Source organism: Nocardia sp. X0981, from assembly GCF_977089955.1.
Map to the genome: position 1 here is coordinate 2,615,933 of NZ_OZ372435.1, position 19,782 is coordinate 2,635,714.

Annotated in this window: 17 protein-coding genes; 7 read left to right on the forward strand and 10 right to left on the reverse strand. The window is 68.3% G+C overall.

The window, feature by feature from the left end:
- Positions 1-135: 135 nt before the first annotated feature.
- Positions 136-2,091, forward strand: a complete 1,956-nt coding sequence (locus tag ACYR7D_RS11430; RefSeq protein ID WP_459549581.1) for an FAD-dependent oxidoreductase — start codon at positions 136-138, stop codon at positions 2,089-2,091.
- A gap of 14 nt (positions 2,092-2,105) precedes the next feature.
- Here the strand turns inward: ACYR7D_RS11430 and ACYR7D_RS11435 are convergent, their stop codons facing one another.
- The 7 genes from ACYR7D_RS11435 to ACYR7D_RS11465 all read right to left on the reverse strand — a co-directional run bounded on the left by ACYR7D_RS11435 (position 2,106) and on the right by ACYR7D_RS11465 (position 9,987).
- A complete protein-coding gene (locus ACYR7D_RS11435) occupies positions 2,106-2,480 on the reverse strand; it encodes a DUF742 domain-containing protein (RefSeq protein ID WP_459549582.1) in 375 nt (124 codons plus the stop codon).
- Positions 2,477-2,893, reverse strand: coding sequence for a roadblock/LC7 domain-containing protein (locus ACYR7D_RS11440; RefSeq protein ID WP_459549583.1), 417 nt, complete (start codon positions 2,891-2,893; stop codon positions 2,477-2,479). The genes ACYR7D_RS11435 and ACYR7D_RS11440 overlap by 4 nt, the downstream gene beginning before the upstream one ends.
- Positions 2,871-5,507: a sensor histidine kinase gene (locus tag ACYR7D_RS11445; RefSeq protein WP_459549584.1), complete on the reverse strand. Its 2,637-nt coding sequence runs from the start codon at positions 5,505-5,507 to the stop codon at positions 2,871-2,873. Before ACYR7D_RS11445 ends, ACYR7D_RS11440 begins: the two co-directional genes overlap by 23 nt.
- Positions 5,508-5,812: 305 nt before the next feature.
- Positions 5,813-7,345 carry a hypothetical protein gene (locus tag ACYR7D_RS11450; RefSeq protein ID WP_459549585.1) on the reverse strand — a complete coding sequence of 511 codons (1,533 nt, stop codon included), beginning with the start codon at positions 7,343-7,345 and terminating at the stop codon, positions 5,813-5,815.
- 134 nt (positions 7,346-7,479) lie between these two features.
- Positions 7,480-7,851 carry a hypothetical protein gene (locus tag ACYR7D_RS11455; RefSeq protein WP_459549586.1) on the reverse strand — a complete coding sequence of 124 codons (372 nt, stop codon included), beginning with the start codon at positions 7,849-7,851 and terminating at the stop codon, positions 7,480-7,482.
- A gap of 65 nt (positions 7,852-7,916) precedes the next feature.
- Positions 7,917-9,449, reverse strand: coding sequence for an acyl-CoA synthetase (locus tag ACYR7D_RS11460; RefSeq protein ID WP_459549587.1), 1,533 nt, complete (start codon positions 9,447-9,449; stop codon positions 7,917-7,919).
- A gap of 304 nt (positions 9,450-9,753) precedes the next feature.
- Positions 9,754-9,987 carry a hypothetical protein gene (locus tag ACYR7D_RS11465; protein ID WP_459549588.1) on the reverse strand — a complete coding sequence of 78 codons (234 nt, stop codon included), beginning with the start codon at positions 9,985-9,987 and terminating at the stop codon, positions 9,754-9,756.
- Positions 9,988-10,208: 221 nt separating this feature from the next.
- Here ACYR7D_RS11465 and ACYR7D_RS11470 point away from each other — a divergent pair, with 221 nt between their 5' ends.
- From ACYR7D_RS11470 to ACYR7D_RS11485, 4 genes are all read left to right on the forward strand, one after another.
- Complete coding sequence (locus ACYR7D_RS11470; RefSeq protein WP_459549589.1) at positions 10,209-10,538, forward strand: hypothetical protein; 330 nt, start codon at positions 10,209-10,211, stop codon at positions 10,536-10,538.
- On the forward strand, positions 10,519-11,040 hold the full coding sequence (locus ACYR7D_RS11475) for a DUF6879 family protein (protein ID WP_459549590.1): 522 nt from the start codon (positions 10,519-10,521) through the stop codon (positions 11,038-11,040). The genes ACYR7D_RS11470 and ACYR7D_RS11475 overlap by 20 nt, the downstream gene beginning before the upstream one ends.
- Positions 11,037-11,885, forward strand: a complete 849-nt coding sequence (locus tag ACYR7D_RS11480; protein ID WP_459549591.1) for a helix-turn-helix domain-containing protein — start codon at positions 11,037-11,039, stop codon at positions 11,883-11,885. The genes ACYR7D_RS11475 and ACYR7D_RS11480 overlap by 4 nt, the downstream gene beginning before the upstream one ends.
- Positions 11,886-11,962: 77 nt before the next feature.
- On the forward strand, positions 11,963-13,426 hold the full coding sequence (locus ACYR7D_RS11485; RefSeq protein ID WP_459549592.1) for an AAA family ATPase: 1,464 nt from the start codon (positions 11,963-11,965) through the stop codon (positions 13,424-13,426).
- A gap of 116 nt (positions 13,427-13,542) precedes the next feature.
- Here the strand turns inward: ACYR7D_RS11485 and ACYR7D_RS11490 are convergent, their stop codons facing one another.
- Entirely contained in the window at positions 13,543-15,081 is a 1,539-nt protein-coding gene (locus ACYR7D_RS11490; RefSeq protein ID WP_459549593.1) for a UDP-N-acetylmuramoyl-L-alanyl-D-glutamate--2,6-diaminopimelate ligase, read from the reverse strand.
- 138 nt (positions 15,082-15,219) lie between these two features.
- The gene (locus ACYR7D_RS11495) at positions 15,220-16,365 is read right to left on the reverse strand and encodes an LLM class flavin-dependent oxidoreductase (protein ID WP_459549594.1); all 1,146 of its coding nucleotides are present in this window, start codon (positions 16,363-16,365) and stop codon (positions 15,220-15,222) included.
- 221 nt (positions 16,366-16,586) lie between these two features.
- Between ACYR7D_RS11495 and ACYR7D_RS11500 the strand changes: the two genes are divergently transcribed.
- Positions 16,587-17,807, forward strand: coding sequence for an acyl-CoA dehydrogenase family protein (locus tag ACYR7D_RS11500; protein WP_459549595.1), 1,221 nt, complete (start codon positions 16,587-16,589; stop codon positions 17,805-17,807).
- Positions 17,807-19,237, forward strand: a complete 1,431-nt coding sequence (locus ACYR7D_RS11505; RefSeq protein ID WP_459549596.1) for an LLM class flavin-dependent oxidoreductase — start codon at positions 17,807-17,809, stop codon at positions 19,235-19,237. The genes ACYR7D_RS11500 and ACYR7D_RS11505 overlap by 1 nt, the downstream gene beginning before the upstream one ends.
- Positions 19,238-19,244: 7 nt before the next feature.
- On the opposite strand, the gene ACYR7D_RS11510 is transcribed toward ACYR7D_RS11505, so the two are convergent.
- Entirely contained in the window at positions 19,245-19,736 is a 492-nt protein-coding gene (locus ACYR7D_RS11510; RefSeq protein WP_459549597.1) for a GAF domain-containing protein, read from the reverse strand.
- Positions 19,737-19,782 lie beyond the last annotated feature (46 nt).

A 19,782-nucleotide genomic window follows, 5' to 3' on the forward strand; every position in this document is an offset into this window, starting at 1 on the left:
GCGCGAACATCCGGCTACCGAAGTAAATTGATATTTCATAGCCAAATCCGGCCAATCGCCTGCTTTTACGCCTGATTGTGAGCAGGGATTCACCCGGCGTGGTAGAACTTCGAACAGTTCGAAAGGCCGGTGAGCATGAAGACGACTGCCAGGCAACGCGCAGCGCTGGAAATGATCTGCGATACGTTCGTCCCCGGTGACGGGCACACCCTGCCGTCGGCGAGCGAGCAGGGCGCCGTGGACACGGTGCTGCGACTGCTGGCGCGCAACCCGCGAGAAGCCGAGACGAAACAGCTCGCGACGCTGCTCGACATCTGGAACTCCCCGCTGACCGGGCTGCTGGCGGGCTGGGGTCCGCGGCGTTTCGCCACGCTCACCCCGGACGAACGCGAGCGCGCGCTACTGCGCCTCGGCGACTCCCGGATCGGCGCGGTACGGGCGGTGTTCCAGGCGTTGAAACAGGCGTCGATGCTGGCCTACAACATCACGCCCGGTCCCACCGGTGTCCACCCGCTGTGGCGGGAGATCGGCTATCCCGGACCGCCGGGTCCGCTGGAAAACGCCCCGCGACCGGCGCTGAACCCACAGCGGCTCACCGCACCCGAAACCCTGTCCTGCGATGTCGTGATCGTCGGCTCGGGTGCCGGTGGCGGCACGGCCGCGGCGGTCCTCGCGGCGGCGGGACTCGACGTGATCGTTCTCGAACGCGGCGGCTACTACGACGACCGGGATTTCGGCGCCGGTGAACTCGCCGGACTGCAGCAGCTGTACTCGCCCGGTCCGCAGGGCTCCGCCGAGGGGCAGATAACCCTGGTGGCGGGCACCTGCCTGGGCGGGGGCACGGTCGTCAACTGGAGTACCTCGCTGGCCACACCGGATACGGTGCGGGCGGAATGGGCGGGGCTCGGCGCCACCCAGTTCGCCGAAACCGAGTTCACCGAGGCGCTCGACGCCGTACAGCGCCGGCTCGGGGTGAACGACCGCCGCTCCACCCTCTCGGCGCGGGACAGTGTGCTGGAACGCGGGGCGAACGCACTCGGCTGGGACGTGGAACCGCTCCCGCGCAATGTCTCCGATGCCTGCGACGCCGGAATCGAATGCGGCCGGTGCGGCAACGGCTGCCGCGTCGGCGCCAAACAGTCGGTCACCAAAACCTGGCTGTCCGACGCCGCGGAGCACGGTGCGCGCCTGATCGTGGACGCCGATGTACGCCACATCGTGGTGCGGGGCGGCCGGGCCGAAGCGGTAACGGTACGCACCTCCGACGGTGTCGAATTCGACGTGCGGGCCCGCGCCGTGGTGGTGGCGGCCGGCGCGATCCAGACCCCGGCGCTGCTGCGGCGTTCCGGCCTGAGCAACAACAACATCGGCCGTTATCTGCGATTGCATCCGGCCGCGGCGGTCTTCGGGGTGTTCGACGAGGAGATCCGGCCCTGGGAGGGAGGGCTGCAGACCCGTATCTGCCGCCGGCACGCCGATCTGGACGGACACGGGCACGGCGTCATCTACGAGACGGGCCCGCTGCACCCCGGGCTGTCCACCGGGTTCATGAGCTGGCGCGGAGCCGCCGACCATCGCGACACCATGCTGAACTTCGCCCGCACCAACGCCATCGGCATCATCACCCGCGACCGTGACCCCGGGACCGTGACCGTCGACCGCGCCGGTGAGCCGGTGGTGAAGTACCGCCTCTCCGACTTCGACGCCGGACACCTGCACACCGGAATCGAAGGCGCCGCCCGGATTCTCGAAGCGGCCGGCGCGCGGCGCATCTTCTCCGGGCACCAGGCCGGTATCTCCTACCAGCCGGGTGTCCGGGGTTCGCACGACGAGTTCGCCGCGGCGGCGCGGGCAGCGGGATACGGGCCGGGACACTGCTCGCTCGGCGCGCTGCACATCATGGGCTCCGCCCGGATGGGCGGCTCACCGGAGCTGTCCGCCACCGATCCGGACGGCGCCACCTGGGACGTTCCGAATATCGTCGTCGCCGACGCCTCCTGCTTCCCCACCTCTTCCGGGGTCAACCCCATGGTGACGATCGAGGCGATCGCCCATATGAACGCCGGCCGTCTCGCCGCCCGGCTGACATGAACGAGGCGCGGCGCTCAGCCGCCGCGCAGACTGTTCGCGATCGTGCGCAACAGCCCCAGGCTCGCCGTATCGTCGGTGGTATCGGCCGGGGCGCGCACCACCAACCGGCCGTCGTCGACCAGATCACCGATGAGGACCTTGGTGAGCGTGAGCGGAAGACCCAGCTGCGCCGACACCTCCGCCACCGATTGCGGAGTACGGCACAACCGCACGATATCGACGTATTCGGGTTCGGTGCGCTGTAGCGCGAAACCGGTCCGGGCGTCGACCACCATGACATCGAGGGTGAGGTCCGTGCGCGCGGTACGACCCCGGCCGCGGGTCACCGCGTACAGACGTACCACGGGGCCGGCGTCCTCCTCGTCCCACGGATCGTGTGGGCCGCTCACGGCTGTATCGCGCCGTTCGGGTCGGGCCGGGCGTCGACGCCCAGATGGGCACCGACCCGCTGCACCGTTCGATTCATCTCATAGGCCACCATGCCCATATTCGCGGACTCGGCGGCCAGCAGCGCGAGACAGGCGTTACCACCGGCGGCGGTGATGAACAGCACCGCACGGTCCAGTTCCACCACCGTCTGGCAGACACCGCCTGCCTTGAAATGGCTCCCAGCGCTGCGCGCCAGGCTGTGAAAAGACGAGGCCATCGCGGCGAATCGCTCGGCATCGGTGCGATCCAGCCCGTCCGATTGCCCCATCAGCAGGCCGTCGGTGGACAGCAGCACCGCTGATTGGGCATCCGGCAACCCGCTGACCAGTTCTTTCAGCAACCAGCTGAGGTCAGTGCGCGGGGGAGTGGTCATCGTCGCCTTTCTGTTGGATACGCGAGGGTGGGGCCTGATCGGGCCGCGGGTGGCGGCCCGACCGGGTGCCGCCTTCGATGGCGGCCATCAAATTGCGTGCTTGTTCGGGGGTGCGCGCCCGTGGCTCCTCGACGACGGGCGTTTCCACGGCTTCCGGCTCGGCCGATTTCCGGCGCCGCCGCGGTAGCGCCGGGCGGGTATCACCGTCGGGTCGCGGTGGCGCCGGGCGGGCTTGCGGCTCTGTTGCGCCGGACGCGGGGCGCGGGCTCCCGGCGCCGCCGGCCCGCGCGGTGCCGGGCGCCGCGGTATGGCCGGGCTGCTGGGGGAGGTGAACGGTGGGAACCGTGCCCGGTGCGGTGCCGTTGGCCGCGTCGCGCTCACGTTGCCGAGGGAGGCCGGTGGCGGGGGTCGTGCCGGGTGTGGTGCTGGGTGCCGTGGCGCGCTCGGGCTGCTGGGAAGTGCGAGTGGCGGAGGTCGTGCCCGGTGTGGTGCCGTTGGCCGCGTCGCGCTCGCGTTGCCGAGGGAGGCCGGTGGCGGGGGTCGTGCCGGGTGTGGTGCCGGGTGTGGTGCTGGGTGCCGTGGCGCGCTCGGGCTGCTGGGGAGTGCGAGTGGCGGAGGTCGTGTCCGGTGTGGTGGCGGGGGCCGCGGCGAGCTCGGACTGCCGTGGGCGGCCGGGAGCGGACGGCTCGGTGGAGGCGCACGGTTCGATGAGCGTCGCGGGTATCAGCACGACCGCCCGGATACCGCCGTACACCGACTCCGACAACCGCACCGAGACACCGTGCCGCGCGGCCAAAGTGGCCACCACGAACAGACCCAGGCGGGTATCACCGGTGAGGGCCGCCACCCCGAAATCCGGTGGTTCGGCCAGCAGCCGGTTGTGGGCGGCGATCTCCTCCGCGGACATACCCAGGCCCTGATCGGCGACCTCGACCGCGATACCCCGGCCGACCAGCGCCGCCGAAACCTCCACCCGGGATTCCGGCGGCGAGAACGCCGTGGCGTTCTCCATCAGTTCCGCGAGCAGATGGATCAGGTCGGCCGCGGCCTGGCCGGTGATATGCACCTCGGGCACATCACCGGTGTGGATCCGGGTGTAATCCAGGCTTTCCGCCGCCGCGCCGCGGACCAGATCCCACAGCGGAACGGGTTTACGCCAGCGCCGGCCCGGCTGTTCACCACCGAGCACGATGAGGTTCTCGGCGTGGCGCCGGGCGCGGGTGGCCAAATGGTCCAGCTGGAAGAGGAGTTCGAGCTGATCGGCGTTCTCCTCCCGGCGTTCGGCCCGGTCCAGCAACGCCAGCTGCCGGTGCACGGCGAGCTGGTTGCGGTGGGCGATATTGAGGAAGACGGTGCGGAACCCGGCCCGTGTGCGGGCTTCCGCGACAGCCGCCGAAACCGCCGCCACCTGCGCCCGGTTGAATGCGTCGGCCACCTCGCCGAGTTCGTCGGTGCCGAAATCCAGCCGCGCGACCTCCGCGGCCGTATCGATCTCCGCGCCGTCGTCGAGGCGGCGCATGAGATCGGGCAGGCGTTCGTCCGCGAGCTCCAAGGTGGCGTGACGCAACCGCTGCATCCGGGCGATGAACCGGTTGGCCCCGACCAGCGCGGCGATGAACGCCACCACCGTGACGATCAGCACCACGATGCCGGCGATCAGGGACGCCATCGCGGTATCGGTGCCCTCCGCGTGCGCGATGGCGTGCGCGTCCCGGCTCTGGTCCTCCCACAGCTTCAACAGCGCCGAATTGACCTGAGCGGATGTTTCCTGCCACGCGGTCACACTCAGCGGCAGGGCGGCGCTCCCGGACTCCGCGGGCTGCTCTTCGTCGTAATCGCTTTCGGTGGACTCGGCATCGGTATCGCCACTCGGTACCGGACCCCGCAGGATGAGGGCATCGTGCATGAGGGTCAGCTGCCGCCAGGCCGGCGAGTCGGTGATGGCGTGCAACTGTGCCAGCCGCCGCCCCTCCAGGACACGGGCGGCATAGCTCATCTCGCCCCGGAACTCACCCACATGCCGGGTGAACTCGAGCAACTGCCCCGGCGGCAGCTGACCGAGGCGTACGGCCACCACCCCGAGGGTATCGGCCTTGGACAGGGCCTCGGCGGCACGCAGCGGTTCGACACCGTAGCCGAGATCGATGGCTATCCCGGCCTCGGGCGCCACCCGCGCCGCGATCATGGACGCGTCGAAAATGGTCTCGATCACCGAGCTGAAGAACCCGAAGGCCTCCTCCTGCGGTACCGCGCGGGTGTCGATGGCGGTCCGCACCCCGGGAACCCGGTTGTAGAGCGGGCGGAAGGTTTCGATCTCGGCCGCCGAACCGTCGACATCGAGACGCTGGGCGGCCTCACCCTTGGCGATCACCGCCGCCAGCGCGGTATCGGAGCGTTTCCGCGCGTCCACCAGGCTTTCGGCCGCGCTCGGGTCACCCGCCAGATACAACAGCGACAGTCGGCGTTCCTCTTCGAACGCCTGCACCATCGAGATGACCGGTGTGGTGGTGCTACTGACCAGATTCGCCCAGACGGTGGATTTGAGGCTGCTGGTCACCAGATACGCGGCGGCGCCGAGACCGAGGGCCAGGGAGGTGATACTGGTGATCAGCACTATCGAAAGCAACCTGGCCCGGATACTCATCCGGCCGCGCGTGCCGTCCTTGCCGGCACGCAGTGCCCGAAGAAATGATTCGGGGAGATGCCGCCGAATAGCCACAGAAGATCAACTCGCTCCCGGGGATGCGCACGTGCGACACCATCGTGAACGGCCCATCACCCTATGTTCTCGGCATTGCGGTCACCCGGCAATGCGTCCGCCTTCGTTCCAGACACTAACGAAAGCGGCGCGTGAAGTCTCGGAAACCGCTATGGACAAGGGCTTTTCACATTCCCGGGACCGCTTCGTCGTATCCGGCCTCACGCGATTCCGCGGGGCGCACCCATCCGTTTCTCCGCCGCCGCGCGGAAACACAACACCTGCTCCCCGTACCCGGCCAGCGGGCGGGCTTCGGCGGCCTGGCGGATACCGCTGGCCGGTAATTCGGTGAGCTTCGCGAACATGGTGGCGTTACCGAAAGCGGACCGGATCTGGGTCTCCGAGGCGTAATCCGCGCCGTAGTCGGCGAGTTTGCCGAAATCGAGAGGCGCCAGCGGCGTATCCAGGGCGACCGGTTCGGCCGGCCGGCCGAGCGCCGCGTACTGGCCGGCCGCACCGTGCTCGTACCAGCACAATTCGTAGGCCAGATTCTCGGTGCTGGTCACGCTCACCACCGGCCAGTGCTGCGAAAGCGCCAGGGCCAGCGGATTCTTCGCGACGGGTGTCAACTCCCACTTCAGGCTCTTGACCGCCACCCAGCTCCCCGACAACCGCTCGACCAGCACGATGTCCTCGCCGAGTTCGGTCGCCGCGTTGAGCTGCGGATCCCGGGTGCCCCAGTGTGCCTTGTCCACCCCGTAGGCGGTGCGGATATCCACCGGTTCCGCCCCGGCCGCGGTGAAGGCGGCGATGATCGCCGCACGCACCTGCGCGGGCGCGTCGGGTGCCGAGCACAGCACCCCCAGCGCGCCGAAGGAGGAACCGATCTCCACCGGTTTGGCCGGCTGATCCGGCATCGCGCCCGCCGCCAGTGGTTTCAACCCCACCAGCGCCAGATTCCAGTTGATCTCCTCGATCGTGGCCAGATCCCCGGCGCTCTGGTACAGGATCTGCTGCTGGGTGAGATAACCGGCCCGCTCGAGGGTGCGGCATTCGAGTTTGCGCAGAGCGGCCTGGGTTTTCCCGGTGAAACCGATCTCCTCGATCTTCAGCGCCCGTAGCTGCGCCGCCATGGCCGGTGTGGTGAGGGCGGTGTAGCGCTCGCGATACATCGCCACGGCCTGTTTGCGCTGCCGCCCCACCATCAGGGTGCGCAGCAGGGTGTTCAACGTGGCAAGGTATTTCCGGGACTGCTCCGGATCGGCCTCGAACAGTGTGGCGCGGATCCGCACCGCCTCGTCCGTCGCGACCACCGCCGCGCCCGGATCCAACCGGCACAACCACACACCGCATTTCGACAGGCCGTCCGCGCACACCCCCGCCGCGTGCGGGTGATCGTGGGCCACCCGGGTGTAGGCGTTGCAGGCGTCGCGGATGGTGGCGGTGGCGAGTTCGCGATGCCCGATGGCGCGGGCCGCCTGCTCCAGCAGGCGCAACGTGTCCTGGACCTCGCCTGCGAACTGTGCCGAGACCCGGCCGGCGGTGAACCAGCGCAGCCGGATCATCACCGCTTCCTGCGCGGGCTCCAAGGCACCGGCCACCCGGTTGCGTACCGAACCGTCGGTCTGGGTGGCCAGATAGGCCGTGGCGAGTTCACACAGCGTGGCGGCCAGCCGGAGTTCGGTTTCCGCCCTCCGGTCCCGGGCGGCGATCCGCTCCGCGGCCACCCGGCCCTCGATGGCGATCAGATCCATCGCGATCTCAATTCCCGCATCACCTTCCGCGCACGGTCGTCGAGCGGCCGTAGTCCGAGCATTCCCCGGAGAGTTTGCCACAGATGCGGGCGATTCAGCAGGGCTACCGGGGCGTTTGCCCCCGGCGGACGCGCTCAGTCCGCCGGTACGGTGGTGGCGCCCATACCGAGATAGAAGAGCATGACGAGGAACAGGAACCAGCCCGCCCCCTGCCAGATTGGCCAGGCCCCGCTCCGCCGCCAGACCCGGACCGTCTCCACGAAGGCACCCACCCCACCGAGGAACAGCACGGCGCCCGGGCCGAACAGAATCGCGACCTGGGACGGCGCATCACACAGCAGCGATCCGGCGTCCCGGCAGCGTGAAGCGGCCGACCAGACCGCGGTCACCGCGCACACCAGCGCCGCCACGGCGACCACCCCCAGCGTGTAGCGCGCGGCCCGGCGGAAATTCCCGTCGTCGGACCAGCGCTTCTCCACGTCGTTCGTGCCCAGATCTCGCGTCATCACCACCTCCTGACGGCGGTATTACACGGTCCCGGCGTGGCAAACATCGCCGGCTGGTCACGAGTTCACAGGTACCGTTCGCGCAGCTTGCCCTTGACCAGCTTGCCCGTGGGGGTGCGTGGCAGCTCGTCGGCGAAATCGAAGCCGCGGGGCACCTTGTAATGGGCGATACGGTCCCGCAGGTACTCGCGGAGCTCGGCCGCCAGCTCCGCACCGGGTGCCACGCCGGGCGCGGCCTGGACCACAGCCTTGACCGATTCCCCCATTTCCTCGTCGGGCACCCCGATCACCGCCACATCGAGCACCTTCGGATGCAGGGCGAGCGCGTCCTCGATCTCCTGCGGATAGATGTTCACCCCGCCGGAGATGATCATGAAGGCCTTGCGGTCGGTCAGGAACAGGAAACCGTCCTCGTCCACATAACCGATATCCCCGGTGGTGGTCCAGGTGGGATGCCGGGGGTGGGTCGCCTGCTCGGTTTTCACCGGGTCGTTGTGGTAGGCGAAGGGCATCTCGTCGCGTTCGAAGTAGATCGTGCCGATCTCACCGGTCGGCAGCTCCGCGCCGTCGTCTCCGCAGATCTTGATCGTGCCCATACCGGCCACACCCACCGACCCCGGTTTCCGCAACCATTGCTCGCTGTCGATGAAGGTCGCCCCATTGGCCTCGGTGGAGGCGTAGTACTCGTGCAGGATCGGCCCCCACCAGTCGATCATCGCCCGCTTGACCTCGACGGGACAGGGCGCGGCGGCATGGACCGCGACTTTCAGGCCGGAAACGTCGTAGCGGGCGCGGACGGCCTCGTCGAGTTTCAGCATCCGCACGAACATGGTGGGCACCCACTGGCTGTGTGTGACCCGGTAGCGTTCGATAGCGGCCAGGGCGTTCTCGGGATCGAACCGTTGCATCACCACCAGGGTCCCGCCGAGCGCGTGCACCACACCGCCGAAACGCAGCGGTGCGGCGTGATAGAGCGGAGCGGGGGACAGATACACCGAATCGGTGTCGAAACCGTAGAGCGGACCGAAGACCGCGGTGTAGGTGTCGCCGGGGGGATCGCCGACCTGGCGGCCGGACAACGGCTGCTCGATTCCCTTCGGCCGCCCGGTGGTACCGGAGGAATAGAGCATATCGGCGCCGCGCGGCTGGTCGGGCAGCGGTTCCGGCGAAGCGGCCGCGAGGGCCTGCTCGTAGGAGGCGTAGCCGTCGGCCGCGCCGTTGTAGGCGAGCCGCGACTCCACCGCGGGAGTCTGCGCGACGATCTCCTCGGCGGCGGCCCGGAGCCCCGCCGAGACGATCAGCGCCCGCGCCCCGCAGTCGTTGACGATATAGCTGACCTCCGCCGGGGCCAGATGCCGGTTCACCGCCGTGATGTAAAGCCCGGATCGCAGTGCCGCCCAGTAGACCTCGTAGACCTTCGGATCGTTTTCGGACAGCAGCGCGAGATGATCGCCCGGGCGTAAGCCGGCGTCGTGCAGATGCCGGGCCAGCCGGATCGAATTGTCCTCGAGCTCCCGGTACGTCAGCGTTTCCCCACTCTCGGCGAGGATGACCGCTGGCTTATCGGGAAAACGATCGACATGCGCGCCGGGGTACATGGTGGCTCCTCTGCGGAACGAAGCGGTCGTCGCCGACCGCCGAGCCGGTAGAACCCGCACGACGGGTCCTGCCGGGCATTCGCCCGGCCAGCGCGACGATAGCCGAAAGTGAACGACGGTTCGGGTGATATGGGGCAATCTTTCCCGGAGCGCCGGAGTCGGCCGGGTGCCTCGGCATAGCTCGGGCCGTGGCTGTACTGCCGGTCGAGTCGGCACCGGGCACGGGGAGTGGGCACCGAACACGGGCGGAAAGGCCGCCCGGCCTCCGATCAGCCACCCGCCGCGCACACCGGACAGGTGTTCCTCAGGGAACTTCGTGTAGTCCCACCGGAGGGCCCGGCCGATGATCGTCGTCGGCTACCGCGTTCCGCACCAGTTCGATCTCGAATCCGGCGGGGGCCGCGCCGCACTGGGAGATCATCCGGTAGGCCTCGTCCCGAAGCGCCGCCTCCTCCGACACGATATTCGCGACGCCGAACGCAGGTGCGGATATGAGCCACCGATCCCCGTAGCGGCTCACTTTCACCTCGAATCGCATGCTCAACCCCTTGCCGTATAAGTTCGCTCGCAGACCGCCTCCAGGCACGGGCATCCGGCGCGACGGTTGCCTCCGACGTTAAGTAGTCGGAACCGATCATGGCGAGAAGTGAGCACAAGTTTGCACAAATCGGCCCTGTAGTTGCCGGGTCGTCATCCGGAACATGCATCATGTACGCAGTACGGGAAAACTCGTGCTCACCATCAGACAGGGGTCGAAGAATGCGTCTGCGGTTTCTCGGTAAGGGGGGCTCGGATCTCGGTGGTTGCCCCAGCCTGTACACCACGGACCAGGGCAGCTACCTGGTCCAGGGATGGGGGACAGATACCCCGGAGACCGTCGAAATCCCCCATCTACTGCTCGGTTACGCCGAACCGGGCACCTTCCTGGGCTCCCCCCTGAGAGATACCGGCCGGGGTACCTTCACCCTCGCCGGCCGCCCCATCGCCGAGCGTGAGATCTTGGACCAACTCGATCTCGCGCCCCACGAGGCCGCGATCGAAGTCCCGAAAACCGTAAGGACGTTCTACGGTGCGCTATCTTCCGCATGAACCGCCGGATTGGGCCGCGCTGTTCCATGAGTGCGATCGCGAGGCGTTCCACCTCGAGGTCCGGGACGCCTATGCCGTGCCGACCGAATCGGCCCGGCTGGGGCGGTTCCTGAACGGCCGGCCCGCCCTACCGGACGAACACAAGAACCAATGGAATTCCCTGATCCGCGGGACGATCGGCCGTGGGGTCACCGTGCGCCGGGTACGGGTGGTCACGGAGCCGCACACCGACTATCACCGCTGGCTGCTCTCGGTCACCGACACCAACACCGCCGCCGGCGAGGACATCCGCTACATCCCACGCCATCTCGCCGGTGACGTACCCCCCGACGACTGGTGGTTGCTCGACGACCGGCGCGTCGTCTACAACCTGGTCGACGGATACGGCCGGCCCGCCGGCCTGGCGGTCACCACCGACCCCGGAATCGTCGAATACGCCCGCGGCGTACGCGACCGGTTGTGGGAAATGGCCACGCCCTACCGGGAATACGTCGACCGATGACCGAAGTCCACGATTCACGCGAAGCCCTCGGAGCGCGGCTCCGCGAGCTGCGCCGCAGCGCCGGGCTCACCAACCGCCGGCTCGCTCAGCTCTCGGGCTGGCACGAGTCGAAGGTGAGCAAAATCGAATTCGCCCGGATACGCCCCTCCGACGACGATATCCGCGCCTACTGCCACCACTGCGGCGCCGAAGACCAGCTACCGGACCTGCTGGCCACCGCGCACAGCATCGAAGTCGCCCACCTCGAATGGCGCAAGATACTCGGCACCGGCCTGGGCCGCCGGCAACAGAAATCCCTGAAACTCGAGGCGAGTGCGACCCATATCCGGGATTTCCAGCCGCAGATCGTTCCCGGCCTGCTGCAGACGGCGGAGTACGCCGCGGCCAAACTGCGCCGCGGTATCGAATTCCATCGGATACCCGACGATATCGACGCGGCGGTGGCCAAACGGATGGAACGACAACGCGTTCTCTACCAGCGCGACCACCTGTTCCACTTCCTGATCGCCGAACAGGCGCTCTACACCACCGTCGGTGACGACACCGTCATGATCGGCCAGCTCGACCGGCTCGCGTCCCTTCTGGGAATGCCCCGCGTCACCATCGGTATCGTGCCGGCCACCGCCGAAGCGCTGGTGGTGTCCACCAATTTCGCCATGTTCGACAACCGGCTGGTGATGGTGGAGGGGACAGCGGCCGAACTCACCATCACCCAGCCCCGGGAGATCGATGTGTACGGCCGGGCATTCGACACCCTCGCCCGGCAGTCGGTGACAGGGGAGGAGGCCCGGAAACTGATCCGATCCGCGCTCCTCGGACGCACCGCGAACACGGGCAACAACTGATCGAACCGCTTCTACCTGGGAAAACTTTTAGGGGTACAGTTATATAAACTGTAGTCCTATAAATCGCGGAGGGTGAAGTGCGCAAACCCGCGGATATGTTCGACCGTGACCACGAATGGTCCGCGCTGACCGGTTTCGTCACCGACGAACGGCCCGGCGCGACGCTCGGCGTCGTCTCCGGCCGACGCCGGCAGGGTAAGACCTTCCTGCTCGAGGCTGTCTGCGAGGCTGCCGGCGGGTTCTACTTCGGCGCGACCGAGGCGACCGACGCCGAATCGCTGCGACGGATCAGCGCCGCCCTCACCGCTCACCTGCGTCCGGCGAGCCCGTTCCATTTCCACGGCTGGGCCGAGGTCGTCGACACCCTCCTCGCCCTCGGCGCCGAGCGCCCGGTTCCGGTGGTACTCGACGAGTTTCCCTACCTGGCGAAAGCGAATCCCGAGCTTCCCTCGATCATTCAAGAGGCACTGCGTCCCCGGCGTGCCGAACGGGTGAACTCTCGGACTCGGCTCCTACTGTGCGGTTCGGCGCTGTCGTTCATGGGGCGGATATTGTCCGGCAACGCCCCCCTGCGCGGTCGTGCCGGATTGGAACTGGTGGTCCGCCCCTTGGACTTCCGGCTGGCCGCACAGTTCTGGGATCTCACCGACCCGCGCTTGGCGCTCCAGGTCAACTCGATCGTCGGTGGTACACCCGCCTACCGCCGTGAGTTCGCCCGCGGCGACGCCCCCACCGGACCCGACGACTTCGACGCCTGGGTGGTGCGAACCGTCATGAATCCGGAAACTCCGCTCTTCCGGGAACCGCGCTATCTCCTGGCCGAGGAACCGGAACTCCGGGACCCCGCGCTGTATCTCTCCGTACTCGGCGCGGTCGCGGACGGCAACGCGACCCGTGGTGGGATCGCGAGCTACCTGGAACGCAAAGCGCCCGATATCGCCCACCCGATCAATGTGCTCGAGGACGTCGGGTTGCTGTACCGCGACGCGGACGTATTCCGGGACAACAGGTCCACCTACCGGATCTCCGAACCGCTCATCCGCTTCTATCACGCCATCATGCGCCCGGTGTGGGGCCAGCTCGAACGACCCGGAGCCGCCCACCGCGTATGGCGAGCCAGCGGCCGCAGATTCATCAGCAATGTGCTCGGCCCCCATTTCGAGCAGGTCTGCCGTGACTGGACGTTGCACCACGCCGATCCTCTCCTCTTCGACGGGCTCCCGGCCCGAGTGGGGCACGGTGTAGTGCACGACGGCGCCACCCGGACCAACTACGAGGTCGATGTCGCCGTAATCGGGATCGCCGAAGGAGGAGGCAAACAACCTCTGCTGGCCATCGGAGAAGCGAAGTGGAACGACACCATGGGGGCGGGTCACCTGGCGCGGTTACGCACCATCAGAGACGTCATCGCACGTAGCGGCAAGTACGACACGAGCCGGACCCGGTTGTTGTGCTTCAGCGGGGCGGGGTTCGGCGAGCGGGCGTTGGCAGAAGAATCGGAAGAGGTGATCCTTGTCGACCTGCCGACCCTGTATCGATGAGAGCGCTCGGATGTGCCCATGGCCTACTGACCCGGGCGACTGCGCGCCGCGCCGGGCCCTGAGTTCGGCCGGTCGACCTTCGGTGCCCCTCGACGAAGTCCACGTCGCGCGGCTGGTCATCGTGCGCCGACGTCCGCGCGTGGCGGCATACCGCCGGCTAGCGAGTGCTCCAGAGCGCGGCGTAATTCGGTTCGATCGTCGAAGGCACGAGTGCTGGTGTCGTAGGTTTGCACGGGATCGTGGCCGCGACCGGCGACGACGAGGACGTCGCCGGGTCGTGCCCGGGCCACGGCCACCGCGATCGCGTCCGCGCGGTCGGGTTCGAGAAGGACTTCGGCGTGGTCGGCCGCATGGGCGCCTGCGGCGATATCGTGCCGCAGTTCGGCGGGGCTGTCGGAGAACGGGCTTTCGTCGGTGACGATGACGGTATCGGCGAATGTCGCCGCCGTCAGGCCCAACGGGCCGCGTTTGCTCGGGTCGCGTTCTCCCGTGGCCCCGACGACGGCGATCACCTTGCCGTCGGTCAAAGACCGCAGATAGGGGAATTGCCGCTGCTGGCCCGCCGTGTTGTGCATGTAGTCGACGAATGCCAGGAACGGCTGTCCGGCGTCGACGCGCTGCATCCGGCCGGGCACGCAGTCCAGGTTTTCCATCCCCGCGATCGCCGCGTCGAGATCGACTCCCGCGGTGGCGAGCGCGGCGAGCGCGCCCAGCGCGTTGTCGACCTGGTGCGGACCCAGTAATCGCAGCTCGACCGCGGCGGTGCGGTCGGCGGTGTGTAGTACGAACGAGGTGCCGTGCTCGTCGGCCGCGATAGTGTCGGCGTAGAAATCGGCCGCGGTGGATGCGGTCGAGAAGGTGTGCTGGGGGATCTCCACCGCCGCGGCGAGGCGCCTCCCGTATTCGTCGTCGATATTGATTACCGCGGCTTCGCTGCGCTCCGGGGAGAACAGTTTCGCCTTCGCCGAGTAATAGCCTTCGAGGTCGCTGTGGAAATCCAGGTGATCCGAGCCCAGATTGGTGAAGACGCCGACACGGAAGTGGATCCCGTCCACCCTGTGCAGTGCCAGCGCGTGACTCGACACCTCCAGCGCGACCGCGGAGACGCCTCGGGCGCGGAACGCCGCCAGCGTGCGTTGCAGTTCGCTGGCCTCAGGGGTCGTCCGCGCGGCCGGATGCGCGCCCCACGGTCCGCGAATGGTGACGCCGCTGATCAGCCCGTTTTCCGCGCCCGCGCCGCTCAGCCCCGCGCTCAACAGATAGCTGGTGCTGGTCTTACCGTTGGTTCCGGTTACGCCGAAAACATCGAGCTCACGGGAGGGGTGGTCGTATATCCAGGAGGCGAGCGGGCCCAGTACGCGCCGGGGATCGTCGACCACGAAGGTCGGGAGCGCGGGGCACGGCCGGTCGCTGATCGCCGCTACCGCGCCGCGTGCGGCGGCCTCGGCGGCGAAGGTGGCGCCGTGGTGGTTCGAACCCGGTAAGGCCGCGTACACCTCCCCGGCGGTGACCAATCGCGAATCCTGACTGATCCCGGTGATGGGCGCTCTCGTCTCGCGACCGGCGGGGGTCCACGGTAGGCCCAGGTGCACGGCCAGATCGTTCAAGACCCGCTGCGGTCGCGGACGATCGACACTCCCGGCGCGTGAGGTCATGGACACAGTGAATCATCGGACCGGCGTGCACCAGGGCATTTGCGGTGGCCGCGTCCGCCGCGGACCGTTGTCTGCCGAGCCACGTCCGCGCGTGCCCGGGCGCTACCGACCCGTGCGTATCTCCGGTGGAGCGGGGGCTCAGCTGGTGGAGGCGGTCGCGAACGGGGTGCTCACGGGGGCGGTCGCGCGGTCGGTCGAGCGCCGCCACAAGCCGCGCCGTTCGAGGATCGGCAGTACGCCCTCCCCGAACCAGTAGGCCTCCTCGACATGCGGGTAACCGGAGAGGATGAAATGGGTGATGCCCAGGCGCGAGTACTCGATGAGCCGTTCGGCCACCTCCTCGTGCGAACCGACCAGCGCGGTACCGGCGCCGCCGCGTACCAGGCCGACACCCGCCCACAGGTTGGGTGCGATCTCCAGCCGGTCGGTGCGGCCACCGTGCAGTTCGAGCATGCGGCGCTGCCCCTCGGATTCGCTACGGGCCAGATTGGCCTGCACCCGTTCGATATCGGCCGGGTCGATGCCCTGCAGCAGGCGGTCGGCCTCCGCCCAGGCCGCCTCGGCGGTATCGCGGGTGATCACGTGCAACCGGATGCCGTAGTCCAGAGTGCGGTCCCGGTCCGCGGCCAGGCCGCGGATCCATTCCAGTTTCTTCCCGACCGCGAAGAGCGGTTCGCCCCAGGTCAGGTAGGTGTCGGCGTACTGTGCGGCGACCGGTCCGGCGGCGGCCGAGGAGCCGCCGAAGAAGATGGGCGGTACCGGGTCGGGGTGGTTGTTCAGCAGCGCGTTCTGTACCTGTAGGTGCTCGCCTTCGAAGGTGAAGGGTTCCCGGGAGTCCCATAGTTCCCGCACGATGTGCAGGAATTCGCCGGTGCGCGCGTAGCGCTGCTCCTTGTCCAGGAAATCGCCGAAGGCGCGCTGTTCGTGCGCTTCCCCGCCGGTGACCACATTGAGCAGGAGCCGGCCGCGGGAATGCCGCTGGAATGTACCGGCCATCTGCGCCGCCAGCGTGGGAGCTACCAGACCCGGGCGGAACGCCACCAGGAATTTCAGCGTTTCCGTCGTCTCCACCAGCATGGCCGTGGACAGCCAGGCGTCTTCGCACCAGGCGCCCGTCGGGGTGAGTACCGCCTCGAACCCGTTCTCCTCCGCGGCGCCCGCGATCTGGTTCAGGTAGCGCAGCGAGGCGGGACGGTCACCGGACATGGCCGTACCGTGACCCCCGGCCATCAGGCCGCGCGAATCGCCGTAGGTGGGCAGGAACCAGTGGAAGGACAGGCTCATGCGGTGACTCCTCCGAGGGGCTCGAGAGCGGACGGATCGGTATTTCCGTCGACAGGTCGGTGTCGAACGGGGCCGAGCTCCTCGCTGGGCCGACCTCTGATTTTCGCGAACGGCCGCCCCTGGGGCACCGGTTGGAATCGGCGGGATTTTTAGCGGCCGGTGTTCGAATCGCGGTGCGCGTAACCGGTGAGCGAACGCTGGGCGTCGGTGATCGTGGGGCCATGACGTCCACTTCAGCCCCACCTGTCTCCGATGCCGATCTGGACGCGGTTTTCGCGCCGATCTACGCCGATATCGCGGCCGGCGCGGTCGACCGGGAGATCGACCGCCGGCTCGCCCACGACGAAGTGACCCGGTTGCGTGAAGCGCGTTTCGGCGCGCTACGGGTGCCTGTGGAGTACGGCGGGTACGGGGCGAGCGTGCGGCAGCTCTTCCGGCAGCTCATCGAACTGGCCGCGGCCGAATCGAACCTGCCGCAGGCCCTGCGCGTGCATTTCGTTTTCGTGGAGGATCAGCTGCTCGCCGCGGCCGGGCCGGTCCGGGAGCAGTGGTTGCGCAAGATCTCGGCGGGGACGCTGGTCGGTAATGCGATCACCGAACCGGGCGCCGGGGCCGTGGACCGGTACCAGACCCGGCTGACCCCGGCCGGGGAGGGCTGGGTGCTCAACGGGACGAAGTACTACAGCACCGGATCGCTCTACGCCGATCACATCCTCGTCGCCGCCGACCGGGACGGGGAACGGGTCGGTGTGCTGGTGGACGCCGACGCCGACGGGGTGCGTCAGCACGACGACTGGGACGGTTTCGGGCAGCGGCTCACCGCCAGCGGCACCACCGAGTTCACCGATGTCGCGGTCCCGCCGGACCGGGTTCTCGGCCCGGGATACGGATCCGCCGGCGCCACCTACTCCACCTCCTACCTCCAGCTGTTCCAGCTCGCGGTGCTGGCCGGGATCGCGCAACGGGCCGAACGGGACACCCGGGAGTGGGTGGCGGCCCGCCGCCGCGGCTACACCCATTCCGCGGTCGATCTGCCTCGGCACGATCCGCTGGTGCAGCAGGTGATCGGGCGGTTGTCGGCCGCCTCGTTCTCCGCTCGCGCCAGTGTCCTGGCCGTCGCCGATGTGCTCGACGAGGTGCTCGCCGCGGGAGCCACCGAGGAGCAGGGCCTGATCGACGCCGAACTGGCCGCCGCTCAGGCGCAGCTCGGTGTGATCGACACCGTGCTGGCGGCCACGACGCAACTGTTCGAGGTGGGTGGCGCGTCCCTCGCCTCCGAGCGGCTGCGCCTGGACCGGCACTGGCGCAACGCGCGCACCGTCTCGGTGCACAATCCGGCGATCCAGAAGGCCCGGGCCATCGGTGATCACCTGCTGAACGGCACCCCGCTGCCGTTCGCCTGGAGCGCGGGTGAGCGCCGGCCGAGCGAAGGAGCGCGGTGATGACCCGGCGGATCCGGTTCAACGCCTTCGATATGAACTGTGTCGCGCACCAGTCACCCGGGCTGTGGCGCCACCCCGCCGACCAGTCGCATCGGTACAAGGAGCTGAGCTACTGGACCGAGCTGGCCGCGCTGCTGGAGCGGGGTCGTTTCGACGGGCTGTTCATCGCCGATGTGCTCGGCACCTACGACGTGTACGGGGGTGACGACCGTGCCGCGCTGCGCCAGGGCGCGCAGATCCCGGTGGCGGATCCGTTGCTGCTGGTTTCGGCCATGGCCGCGGTGACCGAGAATCTCGGTTTCGGGATCACGACCGGTACCGGCTTCGAACATCCGTATCCGTTCGCGCGCCGGCTGTCCACCCTGGACCACCTGACCAAGGGCCGGGTCGGCTGGAATGTGGTCACCGGTTATCTACCCTCGGCCGCCCGGAATTTCGGTGCCGCCGACCAGCTCGACCACGACGAACGCTACGACCAGGCCGACGAATACCTGGAGGTTCTCTACAAGTTGTGGGAGGGCTCCTGGGAGGACGGCGCGGTGGTCCGCGACCCGGTGCGCAATATCTACGTCGACCCGGCGAAAGTGCACCATATCGGGCACAAGGGCGAACATTTCACCGTTCCGGGAATACATCTGTCCGAACCGTCACCCCAGCGGACCCCGGTGATCTATCAGGCGGGCGCTTCACCGCGCGGGGTGCGCTTCGCCGCGGAGAACGCGGAGGCGATCTTCGTGGCCGCACCCTCGAAACGGGTGCTGACGCAGACGGTGACGAATATCCGCGACGCCCTCGAGGCGGCCGGCCGGGACCGGTACGCGGCGCGCGTCTACGCGCTCGCGACCATCGTCACCGACGCCACCGACGACGCCGCGCGGCGTAAACACGAGGAGTACCTTTCCTACGCCAGTGTGGAAGGGGGTCTCGTCTTCATGTCCGGCTGGATGGGCATCGATCTGTCCCGCTACGACCTCGACGACCCGATCGGTGAGGTGGAGAGCAACGCGATCCGTTCGGCGGTGGCCGCGTTCCAGGAATTCGACGACGACGGCCGGGAATGGACCGTTCGCGATATCGGCCGGTGGGCGGGGATCGGCGGAATCGGCCCGGTGTTCGTGGGTTCCGGTGAAACGGTGGCGGGTCGGCTGCAGGAGTGGGCCGGGGAAACGGATGTGGACGGGTTCAACCTCGCCTACGCCGTAACTCCCGGAACCTTCGAGGACATCGTTCGTCACGTGATCCCGGTGCTCACCGCGCGCGGTGCCTATCCCGCCGAATACGTGCCGGGCACCCTGCGCAACGCGCTGTTCGGGCAGGGGGACCGGCTGCCGCCGGAGCACCGGGGCGCGCGCTACCGGCTCGGCGGGCCGGGTTCCACGGCATTGCCGGACGAGGTGGCGCGGCGCGGCTCCGGGCAGCTGGTCACCTAACGGGAGGTCACGGCAAGGTCAGCGAGTTCACGAATACCTCCGCCACGGATTCGAGTCCGTGGCGGTCGGTTTCGCCGAACCGGCCGGGCCGGGGGCTGTCGAGGTCCAGGACCCCGATCAGGGCGCCGGCGCGGACCAGCGGCACCACGATCTCCGAACGGCTGTCGGCGTCGCAGGCGATATGCCCGGGAAAAGCATGGACATCGGGGACAACCTGGGTGCGGCGGGTGTCCGCGGCGGTGCCGCAGACACCCGTACCGAGTGCGATCCGCACGCAGGCGGGTTTGCCCTGGAACGGTCCGACGACGAGTTCGTGACCGTCGTAGAAGTAGAAACCGGCCCAGTTCACCTCGGGCAGGGTGTGGTAGATCAGGGCACTCAGGTTGGCGGCGTTGGCGATCCGGTCGGGTTCCCCGGCTGTCAGGGCCGCGGCCTGCTCGGTGAGTTGCCGATAGCGCTCGGCAGGGTCGCCGGTCGGTGGGGCGAGGTCGAACGTCATGGCCGGATGGTAGGGCAGGTGCGGCGTCCGCTCGCGCGCCGACCGT

What these genes read in the sequence shown, in the direction of transcription:
- ACYR7D_RS11480 (WP_459549591.1), top strand. Translation starts at nt 11,037, where the DNA reads ATGACCGAAGTCCACGATTCACGCGAAGCCCTCGGAGCGCGGCTCCGC.
- ACYR7D_RS11490 (WP_459549593.1), bottom strand. Translation starts at nt 15,081, where the DNA reads ATGACCTCACGCGCCGGGAGTGTCGATCGTCCGCGACCGCAGCGGGTC.
- ACYR7D_RS11510 (WP_459549597.1), bottom strand. Translation starts at nt 19,736, where the DNA reads ATGACGTTCGACCTCGCCCCACCGACCGGCGACCCTGCCGAGCGCTAT.
- ACYR7D_RS11430 (WP_459549581.1), top strand. Translation starts at nt 136, where the DNA reads ATGAAGACGACTGCCAGGCAACGCGCAGCGCTGGAAATGATCTGCGAT.
- ACYR7D_RS11500 (WP_459549595.1), top strand. Translation starts at nt 16,587, where the DNA reads ATGACGTCCACTTCAGCCCCACCTGTCTCCGATGCCGATCTGGACGCG.
- ACYR7D_RS11450 (WP_459549585.1), bottom strand. Translation starts at nt 7,345, where the DNA reads ATGGATCTGATCGCCATCGAGGGCCGGGTGGCCGCGGAGCGGATCGCC.
- ACYR7D_RS11455 (WP_459549586.1), bottom strand. Translation starts at nt 7,851, where the DNA reads ATGACGCGAGATCTGGGCACGAACGACGTGGAGAAGCGCTGGTCCGAC.
- ACYR7D_RS11465 (WP_459549588.1), bottom strand. Translation starts at nt 9,987, where the DNA reads ATGCGATTCGAGGTGAAAGTGAGCCGCTACGGGGATCGGTGGCTCATA.
- ACYR7D_RS11460 (WP_459549587.1), bottom strand. Translation starts at nt 9,449, where the DNA reads ATGTACCCCGGCGCGCATGTCGATCGTTTTCCCGATAAGCCAGCGGTC.
- ACYR7D_RS11470 (WP_459549589.1), top strand. Translation starts at nt 10,209, where the DNA reads ATGCGTCTGCGGTTTCTCGGTAAGGGGGGCTCGGATCTCGGTGGTTGC.
- ACYR7D_RS11505 (WP_459549596.1), top strand. Translation starts at nt 17,807, where the DNA reads ATGACCCGGCGGATCCGGTTCAACGCCTTCGATATGAACTGTGTCGCG.
- ACYR7D_RS11440 (WP_459549583.1), bottom strand. Translation starts at nt 2,893, where the DNA reads ATGACCACTCCCCCGCGCACTGACCTCAGCTGGTTGCTGAAAGAACTG.
- ACYR7D_RS11495 (WP_459549594.1), bottom strand. Translation starts at nt 16,365, where the DNA reads ATGAGCCTGTCCTTCCACTGGTTCCTGCCCACCTACGGCGATTCGCGC.